The 21,294-nt window shown below is 68.6% G+C and carries 9 protein-coding genes and 1 pseudogene; 6 read left to right on the forward strand and 4 right to left on the reverse strand.

Annotation, left to right across the window (positions count from 1 at the left end; translation table 11 throughout):
• Positions 1-56: 56 nt before the first annotated feature.
• On the reverse strand, positions 57-2,396 hold the full coding sequence (locus ASF53_RS07745) for a hemolysin (protein WP_056196526.1): 2,340 nt from the start codon (positions 2,394-2,396) through the stop codon (positions 57-59).
• 1,135 nt (positions 2,397-3,531) lie between these two features.
• On the opposite strand from ASF53_RS07745, the gene ASF53_RS07750 reads away from it, so the two are divergent.
• Positions 3,532-4,371 carry a formate/nitrite transporter family protein gene (locus ASF53_RS07750; RefSeq protein WP_056196529.1) on the forward strand — a complete coding sequence of 280 codons (840 nt, stop codon included), beginning with the start codon at positions 3,532-3,534 and terminating at the stop codon, positions 4,369-4,371.
• Between the two features lie 258 nt (positions 4,372-4,629).
• A complete protein-coding gene (locus ASF53_RS07755) occupies positions 4,630-6,453 on the forward strand; it encodes a bifunctional protein-serine/threonine kinase/phosphatase (protein WP_286134217.1) in 1,824 nt (607 codons plus the stop codon).
• Positions 6,454-6,691: 238 nt separating this feature from the next.
• Here the strand turns inward: ASF53_RS07755 and ASF53_RS07760 are convergent, their stop codons facing one another.
• Together ASF53_RS07760 and ASF53_RS07765 are read right to left on the reverse strand one after the other, a co-directional pair.
• On the reverse strand, positions 6,692-7,483 hold the full coding sequence (locus ASF53_RS07760) for a LytR/AlgR family response regulator transcription factor (RefSeq protein WP_056196532.1): 792 nt from the start codon (positions 7,481-7,483) through the stop codon (positions 6,692-6,694).
• Positions 7,471-8,547, reverse strand: coding sequence for a sensor histidine kinase (locus ASF53_RS07765; RefSeq protein WP_056196535.1), 1,077 nt, complete (start codon positions 8,545-8,547; stop codon positions 7,471-7,473). Before ASF53_RS07765 ends, ASF53_RS07760 begins: the two co-directional genes overlap by 13 nt.
• Before the next feature lie 413 nt (positions 8,548-8,960).
• Here ASF53_RS07765 and ASF53_RS07770 point away from each other — a divergent pair, with 413 nt between their 5' ends.
• The 4 genes and pseudogenes from ASF53_RS07770 to ASF53_RS24800 all read left to right on the forward strand — a co-directional run.
• On the forward strand, positions 8,961-10,196 hold the full coding sequence (locus ASF53_RS07770; RefSeq protein WP_082482562.1) for an efflux RND transporter periplasmic adaptor subunit: 1,236 nt from the start codon (positions 8,961-8,963) through the stop codon (positions 10,194-10,196).
• A gap of 8 nt (positions 10,197-10,204) precedes the next feature.
• Positions 10,205-13,372: an efflux RND transporter permease subunit gene (locus tag ASF53_RS07775; protein ID WP_056196538.1), complete on the forward strand. Its 3,168-nt coding sequence runs from the start codon at positions 10,205-10,207 to the stop codon at positions 13,370-13,372.
• 199 nt (positions 13,373-13,571) lie between these two features.
• The gene (locus tag ASF53_RS07780; RefSeq protein WP_056196542.1) at positions 13,572-20,090 is read left to right on the forward strand and encodes an autotransporter outer membrane beta-barrel domain-containing protein; all 6,519 of its coding nucleotides are present in this window, start codon (positions 13,572-13,574) and stop codon (positions 20,088-20,090) included.
• Positions 20,091-20,761: 671 nt separating this feature from the next.
• Positions 20,762-21,116: pseudogene (locus ASF53_RS24800) on the forward strand (transposase); the annotation flags it as partial.
• Between the two features lie 22 nt (positions 21,117-21,138).
• Here the strand turns inward: ASF53_RS24800 and ASF53_RS07785 are convergent.
• The coding region (locus tag ASF53_RS07785) for a transposase (RefSeq protein WP_156635435.1) at positions 21,139-21,294 on the reverse strand (156 nt) is incomplete at its 5' end.

The raw sequence follows: 21,294 nt of genomic DNA on the forward strand, positions 1-21,294 counted from the left end.
TCAGGCTGGCCAAAGATGGAGAGGCCGTACCGTGGTGCGGTGAGAGCGTGAGACCTCTAGATGAAGATCAGGTCGTTGACGTGACCGACGAGCGCAGCATCGTAGGACCAGTTGGATTTGCCGATCAGGTCGTTCATGCGCAGAACATCGAGGGGAACCTCGCCCTGGCCTTCGGCGACGAGCGCATCGTTCTTCAGCAGACGCATGTAGCCGCTGTCGTCCACGCTGGCCTCCCACTTCGCCATTTCGCCTTCCTTGATGGCGCCGGGGGCGGTGATGCGGTGCTTGGTCGAACCCGTGAGGATCTCGAACGCCATGCTGTCGCTCTGATCGACCTGACCGAGCCAGATGTTGTTGTTCTCGGGACCGTTTCCGGTGTCGAAGATGCGCTGGTAGGTGCCGCTGTCCAGATCGTCGAACCTGGCCTCGGCGATCACCTTGACCGCCCCGTCGATCTCCGGGATGGCGTTGTGCGGCGTGATCGTCAGGTCACTCACCGTGCCGACGAGCGGCGTGTCGCCGGACCAGTTCGACTTGCCGACGAACTCGTTGGCCCGATCGATGTCCTTGGGCACGACGCCCTGCCCCTCGGCAACCATCGTGCCGTCCTTGAAGAGGCGCATCCAGCCCGCCTCGTCGACGGCCGTTGTCCACGTGGCCTCCTCGCCCTCCACGATCGCGTTCGCGGCGACGATGGTCCCGGACTCGTCACCGTTGATGATGGTGAAGTGCATGTCGCTCGACGTACCGATCTGTCCGAGGAAGACGTTGTCGGAATTGGCGCCGTTGCCGAAATCGTAGACGCGCTGCCAAGCACCGGCATCAAGGTCGTCGAACCGGGCCTTGACGCTTGCCGTGAACGCTCCGTCGATGTCGGCGAAGGCGTCCGCCTTGAAGTTGAGATCGTAGATCGCGCCGACGAGCTTGGTGTCCCACGACCAGTTCGACTGGCCGACCAGTTCGCTCGTGCGGACGATATCCTTCGGCACGATGCCTTGACCCTGCGCCAGCAGGACATCGTCCTTGTAGATGCTCATGACGCCGTTCGGATCGACGGCGGCCGTCCAGCGCGCTTCCACCCCTTCGACGATCGCGTCCTTGGCAACGATCCGGTGCGATGACGATCCGGAAAAGATCTCGAAGGCCATGTCGCTGCCATTGCCGACCTGGCCGAGCCAGACATTATCGCTCCAGGCCCCGTTGCCGCTGTCGAAGACGCGCTGGTAATTGCCGCCGGCCAGATCGTCGAACCGGACCAGGGCGCTCGCCACGAACGCGCCGGCGATGTCCGGGATGTCGGGAACGAAGGGAAGGTCGGATGTCGCCGTCAACGGCATTTCGAACAGGGATGTCGAGCCGGCCGCAACGGGGCCGAAACGGCCCTCCAAGTGGGCAAAAAGGCCCTTCACGTCGAGTGTGACATCCCCGATCTTCACGGTCTCGATGTTGACGAGGGTATCGATCTCGCCGTTGGCGAGATTCTTGATCGTGAAGGCATCCGTCGAGCTGGAGGCGTCGTAGACCACGACATAATCCGTGCTCTTGCCGGAAAACGTCGCCTGGTCAGCGCCCTCGCCGCCATCGAGGACATCGCTGCCGGAACCGCCGTCGAGGACATCGCTGCCGGAACCGCCGTCGAGGATGTCGTTGCCGGTACCGCCGTCGATCCGATCGTTGCCGGCTCCGCCATCGATCAGGTCGTCACCGCCAAAGGCGAAGAAATCGTCGTTCGCGCCGCCGAGCCAGACCTTGTCCGACCGCTCGGTTGCGATCGGCATGCCGATATCCTGAAGGACGGCGAGGTCGAGCGGCGAGATCCATTCCCGGACACCCGTGCCGAGAAAGGGATCCATGATGTTCTCGCCACCCCAGATATGCGATCGCCCGCCGTCGAGGCCGATGGGTCCACCGGCGACCTCCCGGACATTGGGGCCGTCGAAGATGTTGTTGCCCCATTGGTCGGTTTCCCAGGAAACACCGACAAACCCGATGGCATGGCCGATTTCATGGACGAACAGCGAAAAGGCGTCCGTCTGGTGACCGGGAACGTGATGCTCGGCCTTCGGATCGTAGAAGAGCTTATCCCAGGTTTCGAAGCCGACCGTGACGGCGCCATCCGCAATGTCGCCGTTGATATCGCGGGCATCACGCGCTTTGGTAATGGCGGTCTTCTCCCACCAATGGCCATTGAAGGTATAGATCGGACCACCATTGGCGTGAAAGGCGGCTCCGCCGACATTGCCGATGCCCACCTCGATCACGATGGTCTCGTTGCCCTGGAGATGCTTGGCCCAGCTATCTGCGGCGCCCTGCGCGGTGGCAAGAAAGAGGTCCGCCTTGTCTCCCGCAATCTCTTGCGACCCGTCGTTTTTCCACTTCACCGCAATCTGGGTCATGTCTGATCTACTGCTCAATCAACCAAGGGTCTTGTCGAGACGGGTTAAGCAGCCGGATGCAAACGGAATTATATAAGCATTGATAAAATTGTTTGCTTCTAATTATTTTGCAGTCGAAGCTTCAGGCCCTGATAAAAGCAAGATTAGTCTGAATTATTGCCGATGCAACGGTCCGTCATACCCTATCGGCAAGCGATGATGAGAATCGCCACCCAATAGTGCGCCCCAGCGGGGATGAACATCCAGGAGAGATCGACGAATTCGTTCCAGGCGTCGTCGCACTGGGGAACCGGTTGCAACCGATTTTGAGCGGCGGGCGCTTTTTAGTCTGAGAACAGCAGATCGTGAGGGCCCAGGCATGAGCGCATGCATTCAGGCGTCAGCACTCCGTTCCCGACATCAACCTCCTTCGCGTGCGCAGTATTGTCGATCTTGAATCAGCGATCGCGGCTTCGGGAAAATGATGGCCGAACGCAGCTTGCCTGCGGATCACACGACAATCGATCGAGGGGTCCAGCATTGCGCGCTCGGCCTTGACCGGCGTGCGAAGACCCTGACTGGTATCCGTCCGCAGCGAATTGCAGGCCCTGGACGTTCTGCGCTCTCGCGACCGTGACGGTTCCAGCCGCTCCCGCGAAGATGCCGACGCCCGAGGCCCGAGCGGCGTTGACGGAACTCGTCGGCGAGCCCGTCCAGTTGGTGTTCGACCCGTTCCAGACGGCCCCTCGAAGCCAGTTTTAGCACTGCCGCAGCGGGCCGGTTTGCGAGCGGATCGGCGGCGACTCCGCCATCGAAATGCCGTCCGGTACCGCGGACGGGCGGCGGGCGCTGGCGGCCGGCTTTCCGTCCGGATGCCCGATCTCCGGCTGGTTCCGGCGTCGGATGCGGGCGCGGACCGGAGCCATGGCCCGCGATCATCGACACGCGGGGCGTCACACGCATCAGATTGCCTGGAAGCCGCAGAATGCCGCATCTCTAGGCAACGGGCGCGGATCTTGCTGAAGCGCGACCGACGGATGCGGGCAAAACCTGCGCCGTCGCGTCAGACAGCATGTCGGACCGGAGACGCTCGGAGATCCGGGCGGGGGGCACTCGTCGAACCCCAGTATCGTCCGGCCGCCACAAGGAAACCAGTATGGCTTACCTCGCGCCCTCCGAATTCGTGACCAAAATGGTCGATGCCGGAGAATCCAAGATCTTCATGGCGACCCGCGACACCGTGATTCGCGCCTATATGGCAGGCGCGATTTTGGCGCTCGCCGCGGTCTTTGCCGTCACCATCACCCAGCAGACCGGGATTCCGATCCTCGGCGCCACCCTGTTTCCGGTCGGCTTCTGCATGCTCTACCTGCTGGGCTTCGACCTTCTGACCGGCGTCTTCGTGCTGGCCCCGCTGGCCCTCCTCGATCGCCGCCCCGGCGTGACCTGGAGCGGGGTACTCCGCAACTGGGGCCTCGTCTTCCTCGGCAACTTCCTGGGGGCGCTCACGGTGGCCTTCATGATGGCCTTCGTCTTCACCTTCGGCTTCACCGCGCCGGCCGACAAGGTCGGCGAGTTCATCGCCCATGTCGGCGAGCGCCGCACCCTCGGCTATGCCGCCCACGGCGTCGGCGGCTGGTTCACGATCTTCATCCGCGGCATGCTGTGCAACTGGATGGTCTCGACCGGCGTCGTCGGCGCGATGATCTCGACCACGGTGAGCGGCAAGGTCATCGCCATGTGGATGCCCATCATGCTGTTCTTCTACATGACATTCGAACACTCGGTCGTGAACATGTTCCTGTTCCCCTTCGGCCTGATGATGGGCGGCAATTTCTCGATCGGGGATTACTTCTTCTGGAACGAGATCCCGACCGTGCTGGGCAACCTCGTCGGCGGCCTCGCCTTCACGGGGCTCACCCTCTACACCACCCATGTCCGCACCGCGCCGAAGCGCACGGCCGCGCAGAGCGAGTCGCGCCGCCTCGCCGCCTGACCCGGACTCGATCCGGCCGCGACCCCCATCGCGGCCGGTGTCATCCTGAGGCCGAAAGGCGGAACTCGGGATCCATGCACACCGAAGCTACCGGACGAGACACCGCGTGCTCATGGATTCCGAGGTCGCCTGTCAGCGCCCCGGGAGGACGGTGAGGATGCCGGGAGAGCAGCCGCCGCGCGAAGCGTGAAGGCCGCCGGCTTGACCAGAGAGCGCTCGCGCCGCAAGGGCACGGGCCACCGTCCGGGCGACGCTTCCATGCCGAACGATCTCAGGCTCGCCCTCGGCCAGCACAGCGAGGCGGGCCGCAAGCCCTCCAACCAGGATTTTCACGGGGCGCTCATCCCCGCGCAGCCGGCTCTGGGGCTCAAGGGCGCGGCCATCGCCATCGCGGACGGGATCGGCAGCAGTGCGGTCAGCCACGTCGCCAGCGAGACCGCGGTCAAAAGCTTCCTCACCGACTACTATGACACCCCCGACACGTGGTCGGTGAAGAGCGCGGCGCAGCGCGTGATCGCGGCGTCCAATTCCTGGCTCTACGCCGAGACGCGGCGCAGCCGGCACGAGCCCGACCGCGGCTACGTAACCACCTTCAGCGCCCTCGTCCTCAAGGGCCGCACCGCGCACCTCTTCCATGTCGGCGACGGGCGGATCTGCCGGGTCGCGGGGCGCTCCCTGGAGCAACTGACCGAGGATCACCGCCTCGTCTTGTCGGCGGAGGAATCGTATCTCGGCCGGGCCCTGGGCGCGGGCGCACGCGTGGAGATCGACCATGCCAGCGTACCGACCGAGCCCGGCGACGTCTTCGTCCTGACGACCGACGGCGTGCACGAGCACGTCGATCCGGACACGATCGCCTGCCTGATCGCACGGCATGCTGCCGATCTGGACACAGCTGCACAAGAAATCGTCAGGCATGCCTACGAAGCCGGCAGTGCCGATAATCTCACCGCACAGATCGTGCGCATCGAGGCAGCACCGGAGGACGGGCCGGCCGATCTGGCGGGCCGCGTCGCGGATCTGGCACCCGCGCCCCTGCTCGATCCGCCGACCGACTTCGACGGCTACCGGGTGCTGCGCACGCTTCACGCGAGCCACCGCAGCCACGTCTACCTCGCGCTGGATTCCGAGACCGGCGCAACCGTCGCCCTCAAGCTGCCCTCGACGGAAGCGCGCGACGACCCGGCGCAGCTCCGCCGGCTCGTCATGGAGGAGTGGATCGCCCGGCGCATCGACAGCCCGCACGTGCTGAAGGCCCAGCCGCAGGCGCGGCGGCGCAGCCACCTCTACACGGCGATGGAGTATGTCGAGGGACGCACGCTGGCGCAGTGGATGCGCGACAATCCCGCGCCGGACTTGGAGACGGTGCGCGGCCTCGTCGAGCAGATCGCGCGGGGCCTCCAGGCCTTCCACCGGCGCGAGATGGTACACCAGGACCTGCGCCCTCAGAACGTCCTGATCGACGCCGCCGGCACCGTGCGGATCATCGATTTCGGCGCGACGCGCGTCGCGGGCGTGGCCGAGCTCGCCCCCGAAGAACCGGTGCTCGGCACCCAGCAATACAGCGCGCCGGAATACCTCGCGGGCCATCCCGGCACGCAAGCGGCGGACGTGTTCTCGCTCGGAATCATTGCCTACCAGATGCTGACCGGGCACTTGCCCTACGGCGCGGCGGCCGCGCGGGCGTTGACCGAGGCGCGGGCGCGGCGCCTGCGCTACGTCCCGCTCTCGGCCGTGCGGCCGGGCCTCCCGGTCTGGGTCGACGGCGCCCTGCGCAAGGCCGTGCACCCGAACCCGGCGCTGCGCTACGAGGCACTCTCGGCCTTCACCTACGACCTGCGCCACCCGAACCCGTCGCTTGCCGGGATGCGCCGGGCGGCGCTGCTGGAGCGCAATCCGGTTCTGTTCTGGAAGCTCGTCTCGCTGGGGCTCGCGCTTGCGCTCGTCGCCGTGCTGGCGAGCCGGCTGACGCTTCCCCCGCCATGCACCGCGCGATCCGCCTCAGGGCCGGCGGATCGCCCCATCGCGACGTGCAGCGGAGCGAGCGAAGGTACCGCGAACGGCACGAAGCCGCGGGTCTGAGAGCCTGTTTGAGCAGCATCCGCTCTCCCTCCCGCCCCGCCAGGCGGAATTTGTGTTGGCACACGAGACAGAGGGGGACGGTCGGCAAAGGACCTCGAACAGGCTCTTAGATAGAGCCAGCGTCACCCACGACACCATCCAAGGACCGCCAGCGACGCGGCGGCCGATGTCATGGTCCCGGCACCCCATACGGATGGTGCAAGGGGCGCGGGCCGCCACCGCTGCGGTCGTCAGACCCTCACGCCGATCGAATGGGATTGGGCATCGACGGACAGCGCAGTTCGGCGGCGCGTCGTTTGGTCGATGAGGCGAGGATTCGACGCAGGTCGTCGGAGGCGGCGCGACCGAGGAGCACGCCCTGGTCCCACCCCGCGAGCCGGATCCAGGTCGTGTCGCGGGATTTCTGATCGACCTCGCTGAGGCGGTCGAGGTTCACGATGAGGGAGCGCCCGAGGCGGTGAAAGGTCTGGTCGGGCAGCTCCGCCGCGCTCCGTCCGAGCGTCTGGCGAACGAGCAGTGGCGGACGACCGTCGAGAACGATCCGCGTGTAGTCGCGCTCGGCACTTAGGAGGACGAGCGAGTCGTGAGGAACCGACAGGGCGCGTCCGGGCAGCCGCATGTGGAACATGGCCGGCGCCTTGTCCGGGATCCGCTCCGGGATGCGCGGTTCCGCGCGCCGGAGGGCCGCCTCCAGGCGCCGCAACGCCTCCTCGAGCCGGCTCTGGCGCACGGGCTTCAGGAGGTAATCGACGGCCTGCACGCCGAAGGCATCGACGGCGTGATGCGAGTAGGCCGTGACAAAGACGATGCAGGGCGGGTGGACGAGGCGGCCCAGGACGTCGAAGCCGGTGCCGTCCGCCATCTCGACGTCGAGGAACACGCCGTCCGGCCGCTCCTGCGCGATCAGGCGGACGGCCTCCGAGACGCTCCCGGCCTCCCCGACGAGGGCGACATCCGCCCGCCCGTCGAGGAGATAGCGCAGGCGCTGGCGGGACAGCGGCTCGTCATCGACCAGGATCAGACGCAGCATGGCGACCCGGCCAGGCTCAACTCGGCCACGACGTCACCGCCGACCTGCCGGAGATCGAACCGGTGGTTCAGCGGGTACAGCAGTTCCAGGCGCCGCCGCAGGACGGCCAGCCCGACGCCGGGATTGCCCTTCGTGCGCCAGCGGGGATCGAGACGGCCGGGATTGGAGATGCTCAGTGCAAGGCCCTCGGGGCCGGAACGGGCTGCGATGTGAACGTAGCGCGCCTGCTGCCCCTCGGTGGCGCCGTGCTTGATGGCGTTCTCGACGAGCGGCTGGAGCAGGAAGCTCGGCGTGAGCATGCCCTGCGCCGCCTCATCGATCTCGACGACGTAGCGCAGGCCGGGCCCGAAGCGCGCCTTCTGGATCGCCATGTAGGAATCGACCGCCTCGATCTCCCGGCGCAGGGGCATCACGGTCCGGTCGCGCTGTTCGAGGGAGTAGCGCAGGTAATCGGCCAACTCGCACACCATCGCGGTCGCGGCCCTGGGATGAACCGGGATCTCGGCGGCGATGCCGTTGAGGGCGTTGAACAGGAAGTGCGGATCGAGTTGCTGGCGCAGGTGGGTGAGTTCGAGCCGTAGGGCCTCGGTCTCGGCCTGCGCGGCCCGTTGACGTGCCGTCCGGGCCGCGTCGCGCTCGTGCCACCACAGATAGGTGAGCGTCCAGATGAGCAGCACGATCGCATAGAAGCCGATCGGCGTGGCCCAGGATTGCCAGACCATCCAGTGCGGCACGGTCCAACAGCCCCACAGGCAGACGAGCCGGACCCAGACGGCGAGGAGAAGGGCGGCCCCGCCACAGCGCAGAACGAGACGGATGGCGACGACGAGCCCTCTCGGCAGGCCGCCCCACGCCGGCTCGTTCGGTCGCGTGAGGCGGTGGCGCACGAGGCGTGCGGCCAGCAGGCACACGGGCTCGACGAGCAGAGTAATCGTGAGGGCGGCGCCCGCATCGCCGTAGAGCGGCACGCGCACGAAAATGCTCATGGTCACGAGCAAGGCGAAGCCGACGAGGTCGGCCTGCCAAAAGTCCGGTAACCGCGCTGCCCAGCGTTCGGCCGTCATACATCCCCCGAGCCGGTCGGCGCCCCGGCGCCGCCGCGGCGCGGATCAAACCATGCTGGCCCAAGACTGCAACAGGCCGTTTTCGCAAAGCCCGGTTCGTCGTGGAATCTGCCTGTTTCGTCGCAAAGAACTGGCCCGCGCTGCTGCGGATGAGCAACCAGCTCAGCTTGTCCCCGTGGAGCGATTCGACCGTGCCGCATGCCCCGTGTCTCCCTCGAAACACCCGCCGTGCTGTCGTGTCCGAGGCGGAGCGGTCGGTGACCGGGGCTCTTGCGAGGCGTTCGGGCGCGTCATCCGTGAAGACAGACTTGAGACGATGCGCTCGACTTCTGTTTTGGCATCATCCGTTTCCAAAAGCCGGGGGCCATCGTTCGGGACGCGGCACTAATCAATTCTCTCCCGTCGCTCCCCTGATGCGGCGCCGGGTGTTCTCCGCCGCCCCGCGCGATCGCGCCGCCGGGCCCGCCGATATCGGGACCGGCCTGTTCGCCGGCCTCGTCGCCAGCGGCCTCACGATTCTGGGCGCCGGTTGCCAGGAGGGAAACCAGTACGTGCCGCCACCGCCGCCGGTCGTGCAGGTGGCCCAGCCCGTCGAACGGGCGGTGACGCGCTACTTCGAACTAACCGGCAACACCCGGGCATTCGCCGCCGTCGATCTCGAAGCGCGCATCCAGGGCTACCTGACCGGCATCGCCTATACCGACGGCGCGACCGTGAGCCGGGGCACGCCGCTGTTCTCGATTCAGCGTGACACCTACGACGCCCAGCTTCAGCAGGCCCAAGGGGCCCTGGCCGCCCAGGAGGCGGCCAAGACCAACAGCCAGTCCGATTACCAGCGGCAGGCCACGCTCGGGCGATCCGAGTATGCGTCGCAGGCGCGCGTCGAGGATTCCAAGTCCCGTCTCGATCAGGCGATCGCCGGCGTCACGCAGGCCCAGGCCAATCTCAAACTCGCACAGATCAATCTGGGCTACACCCAGATCCTGGCGCCCTTCGACGGCATCGTCACCCATCACCTCGTGGATGTCGGCGCCCTTGTGGGTGTCGGCGGGCCGACCAAGCTCGCCTCGATCGTGCAGATCGACCCGCTCTACGTCTCCTTCAACGTCAGCGAACAGCAGGTGCTGCAGGTCAAGCAGGCGCTGGCCGCGGCGGGGCACACCCTGGGCGATCTCGCGCGCATCCCGGTGGCGATCGGCCTTCAGACCGAGGAGGGCTACCCGCATACCGGCCATCTCGATTACCTGGCGCCGCAGGTCGATCCCGCGACCGGGACGCTCCTGGCGCGCGGTCGCCTCGCCAATCCCGACCACCGTCTCGTGCCGGGCCTGTTCGTGCGCGTGCAGATCCCGGTCGGGACAGCGGAGAAGGCGCTGCTCGTGCGCGACGACGCGATCGGAACCGGGCAGCAGGGGCCCTACCTGCTCGTCGTCGGCGCCGACGACACGGTCGCGCAGCGGCCGGTCACGCTCGGGCCGCGCGAGGGCCGCGAGCGCGTGGTGGAGGCCGGGTTGCAGGCCGGCGACTGGGTGGTGACCGAGGGTCTCCAGCGCGCGATCCCCGGTATCAAGGTGGCGCCGGTCCGCAACCCGCCGCAGGCAAGCGCCGCCGAAGCGACGCCGCCCGTCCAAGCCGCCTCGCAGCGCTGAGGCCGAACATGATCTCGCGCTTCTTCATCGAGCGGCCCGTCCTCGCCAACGTGCTGGGGCTCCTGATGCTGCTGATCGGCGCCGTGGCCCTCTACGGCCTGCCGGTCGCGCAATATCCCAACGTGGTTCCGCCGACGGTGCAGGTGACCACGCGCTATCCCGGGGCCAGCGCGCGGACCGTGGTCGATACGGTCGCCCTGCCGGTCGAGCAGCAGGTCAACGGCGTCGAGGGCATGCTCTACATGCAATCGACGAGCACCAGCGACGGAACCTACACGCTCACCATCACCTTCGCGATCGGCACGGATGCCGACCAAGCGCAGGTTCTCGTGCAGAACCGCGTCGCCATCGCCATGCCCTCGCTGCCCCAGGCGGTCCAGGTCCAGGGCGTCACGACGCAGAAGAAGTCGACCTCGATCCTGCAATTCGTGACGCTGTCCGCGCCGGACAATCGCTACGACAGTCTGTTCCTGTCGAATTACGGTGTCATCAGCGTCCAGAACGAACTCGCCCGCCTGCCGGGCGTGGGCAGCGTCAGCGTCCTCGGCGCGGGCCAGTACGCGATGCGCATCTGGCTCGATCCCGACCTGCTGCAGGCGCGCGGCCTGACGCCCTCGGACGTGATCGACATCGTCCGCCAGCAGAGCCAGGAAGTCGCCGCGGGCGCGATCGGCACGCCCCCTGCCCCGAAGGGGCAGGATTTCCAGTACACGCTCAACGTCAGCGGGCGGCTCAACGAGGTGCCCGACTTCGAGCGCATCGTCCTGAAGGCCGACGCGCAGGACGGCGGACGGATCACGCGCTTGTCGGATGTGGGGCGTGTCGAACTCGGCGCGCAGACCTACAGCCAGTCGTTCACGCTCGACGGACAGCCGGCCGCGGGCATCGGCATCTACCAATTGCCGGAGGCGAACGCGATCATGGTCGCGAGCGCCGTGCGCAAGCGGATGGACGAACTCGCCCGCTCCTTCCCGCCGGGGCTCGTCCACGCAATTCCCTTCGATACGACCAAGTTCGTCCAGGCCTCGATCGACGAGGTCTACACGACGCTGTTCGAGGCCGCTTTCCTCGTGCTCCTCGTCATCCTGATCTTCCTTCAGGATTGGCGGGCGACGCTGGTGCCGGCGACGACCGTGCCGGTCACGCTCATCGGCACGTTCGCGGCGATGGCGGCCCTGGGCTTCACGGTCAATCTCTCCACCCTGTTCGCCATCGTGCTGGCGATCGGCATCGTGGTCGACGACGCCATCGTGATCGTCGAGGGCGTGACACACCACATCGAGCGGGGGCTGTCGCCGCGCGCGGCCGCCGAGAAGGCGATGGAGGAATTGTTCGGCCCGATCATCGGCATCACCCTCGTGCTGATGTCGGTGTTCGTGCCCGCCGCCTTCCTGCCGGGCCTGACGGGACAGCTCTTCCGGCAGTTCGCCCTCGTCATCGCGGCGACCGCCCTGATCAGTGCCATCAACGCCGCCACGCTGAAGCCGACGCAATGCGCGCTCTGGCTCAGGCACCCGACGCCGCCCAAGCGGCGCAACGTCGTCTATCGCGCCTTCAACCGAGGCTACGCCGCCGCCGAGCGGGTCTATGTCGCGCTGGTCCGGCGCATGGTCCGGGCCTCGGCCGCGACGGTCGCGGTGGCCCTCGTGCTGATCGGGGTGGCCGCCTGGGGCCTGACGCGTCTGCCCACAGCCTTCCTGCCGACGGAGGATCAGGGCTACGTCCTGATCGGCGCGCAATTGCCGGACGGCGCCTCGAAGGAGCGCACGGACGCCGTGATGGCGCGCGTCATCGCGCTCGCCAAGGAGACGCCCGGCGTCGAGCACGTGCTCGCCATCAGCGGCGTTTCGGTGCTCGACAACAACGCGACCCTGACCAATGCCGGCGTGGCCTATGTCGTGCTGAAGGATTGGGAGGAGCGCACCAAGGAGAAGGGCCAGGATCTGCGGAGCCTCTACGACCGGCTCAATGCGGGCTTGGCCGAAATCCAGGGCGCGACCACCCTCGTGCTGGTCCCCCCGCCGATCCAGGGCATCGGCAATGCCAGCGGCTTCACCATGCAGGTCGAGCTGCGCGGCGGGAACTTCGACTACACGCTCCTGGAGCGTCTCGCACGCACGGTCGTGGCGGATGCCGGCACCCAGTCCGGCCTGCAGCGGCTGAACACCTCCTTCCGCGCGGGCGTCCCCCAGCTTGCGGTCACGATCGACCGCGTGAAGGCGGAGGCGCTCGGGGTCACGGTGGGCCAGGTGTTCTCGACGCTGTCGGGCTATGTCGGCTCGGCCTACGTGACCCAGTTCAACAAGTTCGGCCGCACCTTCCAAGTCTACGTGCAGGCGGCGGCCGACGCCCGCTTGGTGCCCGACGATGTGAGCGCCCTCAAGGTCCGGGCCGGCAACGGCACCATGATTCCCTTAGGCACCCTGGTCGAGGTGAAATCCGTGGTCGGCCCGTCGCTGATCAGCCTCTACAACCTCTATCCCGCCGCCACGATCGTCGGCGCCGCCAGCCCCGGCTTCAGTTCGGGCCAAGCCCTCGACCTGATGGAGCAAGTCGCGGAGCGGGTTCTGCCGCCGGGCACCGGCACCGACTGGACAGCGATGTCCTACCAAGAGAAGGCGGTCGGCACGCAGCTCTACTTCGTGTTCGGCCTCGCGATCCTGCTGGTCTACTTCGTCCTGGCCGGCCAATACGAGAGTTGGATCCTGCCGCTGGCGGTGCTGCTCGCCGTGCCGCTCGCGCTGCTGGGCACGGTCGCGGCGCTTCTGGGCCTGCACGTCGCCAACAACCTCTACACGCAGATCGGTCTGATCCTGCTCATCGCGCTGTCCAGCAAGAACGCGATCCTGATCGTCGAATATGCCCGCGAGCGCCGGATCGAAGGCATGGGCATCGCGGACGCGGCGATCGAAGCCGCGCGGATGCGCTTCCGCCCGATCCTGATGACCTCGTTCGCCTTCATCCTCGGCGTGGTGCCGCTGGTGACCGCGACGGGCGCGGGGTCGGCGGCGCGCAAGTCGATCGGTATCGCCGTGCTGTCCGGCATGACCGCCTCGACCTGTCTCGCGGTGCTGTTCGTGCCCTCGTTCTACGTCGTGCTGCAGCGCTTCGAGGAATGGCGCCAGCGGGGCCGGACTCCGCGGATCGTGGCCGAGACGAGCGGGGAACGGCACTGATCCGCGCCGCGCCGACGCCCGTCGGCGCGCTGAGGACGGCTCGTCCCGACACCCCAACAAACCGACCGGCCATGCGGCCTGCCCCGTTCGTCGCGGTTTCCGCCCGGTTCGTCGCAAAGCTCTGGCCTGCCTCGGGGCCGGCCGGCCAAAAGCTTGGCAGTACTGACTTCGATTCGGTTTCACCGCCGAGCATTGAAAGATGACGATGCGCGTTGCCTGCGGCCTGACCCTCTCCCTGGCCTTTGTCATCCCGGCCCATGCGCTGAGCTGCAATTCCAATCCGCCGCCTTTGATCACGGTGCCGCCGGGGGCGATGCCGTCATTCTATGCCAAGGCCGATTACTACAGCGTCCTGAACGCGGGCACCGTGTCCTACGTGACGACACCCGCGACGCACGACGCGATCAATGTCGGCTCCGCCAACGGTACCCCCGATAGCTGCGGCTTCACCTTCACGAACGACGGCTCGGTCTCGATCACGGCCCCCTCCTCCGACACGGGTCCGACCGACTTCCGCATTCTCAACCTCTACGCGTTGGGGACGGACAAATCGAAAGGTGAAACCCCTGACACCGGTGGTCAGGCCGGTCCGATCACGGTGAACCTCGGCGGCTCGGTCCGCTTCGACAGCCAGATCGCGAGCTTCGCCTACGGTGCCTACGGGGTCTGGATCCAGTCCCTGGGCGGCAAGGGCGACGATTCCGAGAAGGAGGGCACCAACGGCGCCAGCGGCGGCGCCGCCGGTGCGGTGTCGGCCTCCATCAGCAGCGCGAGCCTGTCCGTCCAGACCGCCAGCACCGGCACGGGCGCCGCCATCCGCATCCAGCAGGTCGCCGGCCGGGGCGGCGAGGGCAACAACGACGGTCGCGGCGGAAGCGGCGGCACGGCGCAGGCGCAGACGATCACCCTCACCGACAGCAGCCTGACGACGAGCGGCCCCAACCTCGCCGGCCTCGTCGCGATCCAGACCGGCGGCCCCGGTGGCAATGGCGGCCTGGAGGACCGCCAGCAGAACAGCCCGGGCGGTCCGGGAGGGGCGGCGCTCGGTATCGCACTCTCGCTCGCGCCGGGAAGCCGCGGCAATACGATCGCAACCAACGGCGTCAATGCCGCCGCGGTGTCGCTGCTGGCCCAGGGCGGAACCGGCGGCACCGGCGCCGATACCGGCGGTGGCCTGCAATTCAACTCCCTCGCCGGGAGCGGCGGTGGAGGCGCGACCCCTGGCACGATCAGCCTGCGCAGCGACGGCACTCAGTCCCTGACGACGTCGGGAGCTTCGTCTCCGGGGATGCTGATCACCGCGCAGGGCGGCGCCGGCGGCAACGGCGGCAGCGCCCAATCCGGGGGGGGCGGCGGTTCCGGTTCGGGCGGCGCCGGCGGCGGCGGTGGCATCATCGACGTCGCCCTGAACGGCGCCGTCACCCTCCGGACGACGGGGGATCGTTCGCCGGCGCTGGCGCTGCGGTCGCTCGGGGGTGTGGGCGGTAACGGCGGCACCGCCGCCAGCAACTCCGAGATCACCAGCGGCAACGGCGGCAAGGGCGGCGACGGCGGCAGCGTGCAGGCCGCGCTCGCCGCCGCCACCGTCATCGGCACGTCGGGCGACAGCGCGCACGGCGTCGTCATTCAATCGGCCGGGGCCCAGGGCGGCGAGGCCCGCAACGCGAACGGCCCGCTCTCGACGGCGGGCGCCGGCGGCAACGGCGGCGGGGCCTCCGGTATCAGCCTCACCCATGCGGGCGCGATCACCACGACCGGCACCCATGCCCGCGGCATCCTGGTCCAGAGCATCGCCGGCGACGGCGGACCGGGCGCCAACGCCAACGCGCTCGTCGGCAGCCCGGGTGCGGGCGGGTCGCCCGGATCCATCGCCCTCATGAGTGTGAACAACGCGGGGACGATCACGACCGCGGGGAATTCCGCGCAGGGCATCCTGGCGCAGTCGATCGGCGGCGGCGGCGGGGCCGGCGGCAGCACCTCCGGGGATATCTTCAGCGCCGCGGGCGGGGCGGGCATCGCCGGTGCGACGGGCGGCGCGATCAGCGTCGGGCATACCGGCCGCCTCGCAACGAGCGGGAGCACCGCGGCGGGCCTGATCGCGCAGTCGATCGGCGGCGGCGGCGGCGACGGTGGCGACGGGAGTGCGATCTTCTCCTCGAAGGGCGGCTCGGGTGGGCCCGGCGGAAACGGCGGCGCGGTCACGACGACGCTCGGCGGCTCGATCTCGACCACGGGCGGACTCAGCCACGGCGCGATCGCGCAGTCGATCGGCGGCGGCGGCGGCAATGGCGGCAACGCCTCCGCCGCCGGCACCGTTGCCACCTACACCTTGGGCGGTACGGGCGGCGGTGGCGGCAGCGGCGGCACGGTCTCGACCACGGCGCAGGGCGCGACCCTCACCGCCGCCGGCTCGGGGGCGAACGGCATCCTGGCCCAATCGATCGGCGGCGGTGGCGGCTCGGGCGGCAACGCATCCGCCGTCACGGCGACCGGCGGCTTCAGCTTCGCGGCGGCGATCGGCGGTTCCGGCGGCAACGGCGGCGATGGCGGCGCGGTCACCGTCAGCCTCGGGAGCGCCACGGTCACGACCGGGAGCGGTTCCGCTGTGGCGCCCCCGGTCGATGCGATCGGCGTGCTCGCGCAGTCGATCGGCGGCGGCGGCGGCGCCGGCGGCGGTGCCAACGCGCTCGCCGTCGCGATCAGTCGCCCGTCGCTGCCGGACTCGCCGACAGTGGCGATCGCGGCGGCCTACGCCAACGGCGGCACGGGCGGTGGCGGCGGCCAGGGCGGCGTCGCGGTGATCAATCTCGGGAACGGTGCCGCCGGGACGAGCGGCGGCGCGACACTTCGCACCGACGGCGCCGGCTCCCACGGCGCGGTGGCGCAATCGATCGGCGGCGGCGGCGGCCAGGGCGGCGATTCCTCGGCCATGGCCGGCACGATCGGGTCGGTCTCGCAATACGGCCCGCAGGATGCCGGCTCGACGAGCGTCAAGCTGGCGCTGGCCATGGGCGGCTCGGCCGCGAGCGGTGGCTCGGGCAACACGGCGAACGTGAATGCAGGGGGCAGCGGTCCCGTCTCCATCCTCACCACCGGCGACTACGCGTTCGGTCTCGTCGCGCAGTCGGTCGGCGGCGGCGGCGGCAATGCCGGTCTCGGAGCGTCGCGCTTCAACGCCATCGGCAACTCGACCACCTTCGACCTGACCATGAGCCTCGGCGCCTCGGGTGGCTCGGGCAACAACGGCGGCCAAGCCGGGCTCGACATCGGCTCCGGCGCCACGATCCGGACGTCCGGCTCCGGGGCGATCGGCGTCCTCGCGCAATCGATCGGCGGCGGCGGCGGCACCGCCACCGGCGGCACGCTGGGAATCGGCCCGATCGACCTTCCCGAGGGAAGTTCGATGAAGGGGACCGTCGCCAGCACGATCAGCCTCGGCCGCACCGGCGGCACGGGCGGCTCCGGCGGGGCGATCTCCGTGACCAATGACGGCTCGATCACCACGGTCGGCAACGACGCGCCCGGACTGCTCGCGCAGTCGATCGGCGGCGGCGGCGGCATCGGCGGCTCGGCCGGCACCGACGCCGGCGGTGGGGGCGCCCTGAGCCGGTCCCCCGCGCCCGGCGGCGGGAGCCGCACGATGGCGGCCGAGGCACCGTCGGACTCGGATGTCTCCCTCGACGCGAGCCTCAATCTCACCGTCGGCGGGACGGGCGGCTCGGCCGGCAACGGCGGCTCCGTGCTCCTGAAGCACAGCGGCCGTGTCACGACCTCGGGCGACCACGCACCGGGCCTCGTGGCGCAGTCGATCGGCGGCGGCGGCGGCCGGGGCGGCACGGCCTTCGCCTCCGACGGGCAGAGCAGCCTATCCTACGCCGACGGCGCGCTGACGGTGAAGGCCGCCCTGACGCTGGGTGGTGTCGGCGGCACCTCGGGATCGGGCGGAGACGTCACGATCAACCTCGTCGGCGGCGCTGGCGTGACCACGGGCCTGGCCGGCCAGGGCGGCCTCGGCAGCGGCCTCCAATCGATCGGTATCCTGGCCCAGTCGATCGGCGGCGGCGGCGGCACCGCCGTGGACGGCACCGGACCGTCCGGCGGCGCATCGTCCGCCGGTGGCAGCCTCTCCGGCGACGCGGCGCTGACCATCGGCGCCCACGGCGCGAGCGGGGGCGGCGGATCGGTCACGCTGCCCCCGTCGTCGGGCAGCACCCCGATCACGGTCACGACCTACGGAGAATCCGGGCACGGCATCGTGCTGCAGTCGATCGGTGCGGGCGGCGGACTGACCGGGGCCGGTTCCACCGGGCCGGCCGGCGGCGCGTCCACCACCACGCGCACGATCGACCTGCGGATTGGCGGCGGCTTGGCAAGCTCCGGCAACGGCGGCAATGTCTTGGTGAACAACCCGATCCTCAACATCCGCACCGCCGGCATGGGCGCCTACGGCCTGATCGCGCAATCGGTGGGCGGCGGCGGCGGCCTCGCGACCGGCTCGGGCGTCCTGCCGAGCCTGAGCGGGCTCGGCGGCCAGGGGGCGAGCGGCGACGGCGGCAGCATCACGGTCAACCTGCCCGCCAACGCCACCATCGCCACGAGCGGGCTCGGGGCGCACGGCCTCGTCGCGCAGTCGGTGGGCGGCGGCGGCGGCATCGCGGCCGGCTATCAGGCCGGCATCACGCCGTCCCTCGTCGATCCCAAGACGTTCGGCACGAGTAGTGGCGACGGCGGCAGCGTCTTTGTGACATCGCTGGCCGACATCACCACCACCGGCCCCGGCGCCTTCGGCATCCTCGCGCAGAGCGTGGGGCGCGGCGGCGGCCTCGGCACGATCGGCTCGCAATTCTACGCCGGCTCCATGGGCGACCCGAGCGGCAGCGCCGGTCTCGCCGGCCTCGCGTCCCTCATCCTGCAGGGCACCATCTCGGCGACCGGCGAGAATGCGGTGGGCGTGTTCGCGCAGAGCGTGAACGGCCGGACCGTCAGCGCGAACACGGTGACGGTCGAACTCGGCTATGTTGCACCGGCCCAGGTGACGGGCGGCAGCGGCCAGGGCGCGGGCATCTGGATCGACAGCGGGAACGCGAGCAACCGCATCACGGTCGGCGAGGGTTCCAGCGTCTCGGCCCTGTCGAACCTCGCGATCAACTATACCGGCGGATCGGGCGTGAACGTCACCAATGACGGCACGATCATCGGCTCGACGCGGCTCGGCTCGAATGCGTACACGCTGACGAACTCCGGCACGCTCAAGGCCTCCGCCGCCGATACGGGCCAGGCCGTGATCACCGGCAGCTTCGTCCAGATGCAATCGGGGCGGCTGACGACGCGGGCCGACTTCGCCGCGCAGCGTGCGGGGCAGTTCGTCGTGACCGGTGACGCGACGCTGGCGGGCACGGTCCAGGCCAGCCTCGCGAGCGTGGTCGCCAACAGCCCGGTGCCGGTGCTCACGGTGCAGGGCCGGACGACGGGCAGCCTGTCCGCCGCCTCCACGGCGCTGTTCGATTTCGCCGTCGTGCCCTCCACCACGCAGGCGGGCCAGCATCTCAACCTTGTCGCGACCGGCTCGCGCCTTGCGGATGCCCGCTTCGCGCTGACACCGGGACGGCAGGCGGCGGCGGGCTATCTCGACCGCGTGTTCACCGCCGGAACGCCTCAGTTCGGCACGCTCTTCGCCGCCCTCGACCGGGCCGCGGCCTCACCCGGCGATTACGGGCAGCATCTCGGCCAGCTCGGCCCCCGTTCGAGCCTGTCCGTCGGCGCCTGGCGGTCGCAGAACGCCGCCTTCGCCGTGAACGCCGCGATGTCGTGCCCGATCTTCGCGGCCAACACGGCGTTCCTGACCGAGGGGACCTGCACCTATGCCAGGCTCGGGGGGCACACGGCCGTCGCCAACGGCGACGGGGACCGCAGCCGGCTTCACGCCGACAACACGATCCTGCAGGTCGGTGGCCAAGGCGAAGTGGCGCCGGGCTGGTTCCTCGGCGGCGCCCTCGCCTACGAGAACGGGCGGATCAGCGCCAGCGACGGGGTGCACGGCATCGCCGATGTCGGGCACGCCGTGCTGACCCTCAAGCGACAGGAGGGCCCGTGGCTGCTGACCGGCGCGGTCTTCGGCTCCCTCGGCAACATCGATCTGCGCCGCAGCAACAGCCTGCCGGGCTTCGGCGGCACGGGCCTGGGCTCGACCGCGCCCACCACGCTGGGCGGCCGGATACGGGCCGCCTACACGGTGGCGTTCGAAGACCTGTACATCCGCCCCTTCCTCAACCTCGATGTGATCCACTCTCGTCTCGGACCGTACACGGAGGCGGGCCTCGGCGCGTTCGGCCTGCGCTACGAGGCGTCCGAGCAGGTCACCGCCGTAGTCACGCCCGCGATCGAGTTCGGTTTGCGGAAGGACCTCTCCGAGAACACCGTCCTGCGCAGCTTCATTTCGGCTGGCGTCGATGTCCGAACGGACAACCAGTGGCGGACGACGACGCGTCTCATCGGGGCGCCGACCACCCTGGACGGCTTCACCACGGTCGTTCCCCAGGCACGCGCCGCGGCCCGGATCGGGGCCGGTCTGCAACTCTTCGCCGGTGACACCCTCGATCTACGCATGCAGTACGACGGCAGCTTCTCGGATCGGGCCGCCAGCCACGGCGGCTTCCTGACCTTCTCCTACCGTATGTCGCCGGCTTTCCATCTGCCCCATTCGGCCATACCGTGGTGACGGACGTTATCCACGGTGGGCTTCAGGTTCGGTCGCGTGACGCGGCCACCCGACATCCAGAAGCTTGTGTCGGGATCGTTCCCGAGGTCTCCAGTGTGATCAACGAGCTGTTTGCCGAGCGATAGATGAATTAGTCAATAATTGGCACAAGTTTCTCAAACCGACACCTTTAAGATTTACAATTATATCGCCGATCAACCTCTATGACATCAAGCACGTTACAAATTCTAGCGTAATTATTTGATTTTCACGTAAGTACTGGCAGATTGTCGCCAGGCTTGCGGAGCGCAAGAGCGCCATTGCAGCGATCAGCCATGCGTTGGATCATTTGCACTCACGGTGATCGACTTCGGCCGCGCGTCGCGTGCATGGCGGCGCGCTCCGGCAGCCCCTGAGTGAGGCCGGACTCTCACTTTGGAATCGCTCCTGCAGAGCGCTCGCGATCCCTGCGGCCAGACCGCTCTGAGGACCGGCTTTACAACGGGTTGGCGGGTCGTCGTTTCGGGTGAGCAGCCAGCATGATCAGCGTTTGAGGGAGCATCTGACGCTCACCCTGGAACGCCGATGTCGACACCCGACGCCCGTGCCGAACCCGCCTTGGATCACGGAATGAAACCGGCGTGAGCAGGTTGAAAGGGGTGGATACTCTCGTTTCCGACGACCTGTAGGCGGTGGCCGAGCCGCTTCTGCCGCCCGAGCGGGACGAGCCGAAATATAGTCGGCCAGGTGCCTGGGACCGGTCGGTGTCGGCGGGCATCATCCGCGTTCTGCGCACCGGCATGCAGCGGAAGCACCTGCCGCGCTCGGAGATGGGCTGCAGCGGCAAGACGAGTTGGCGGCGGCCGGGGTCTGGGCGGCCCTGCACCGTATGATGCCGGAGCGGCTTCAGGATACGGACGTGCTCGGCTGGTCGCGCGGCTCTCGACAGTGAGAGCCTGCCCGCGAAAAATCAGGCTCCGCGACGAGCCCGACCCCGACGGGCCGGGGCAGCTGGGCACGAACCGTCACCTCGTCATGGTCGCCCGTAGCGCAGGCCGACTTAGAGCGCCTAACAGAACCGTCTGATTTGGTTGAGGGTGATAAGGCTTGCCGCGAGGCTGGTGAAGGCCTCGTAGATGTCGGCGCGACGCTCGTATCGGATGGGTAGGCGGCGGAAGCGGTTGAACCAGGCATGGGTCCGCTCCACGACCCAGCGGTGGCGACC

Source organism: Methylobacterium sp. Leaf123, from assembly GCF_001423405.1.
Taxonomy (GTDB): Bacteria; Pseudomonadota; Alphaproteobacteria; order Rhizobiales; family Beijerinckiaceae; genus Methylobacterium.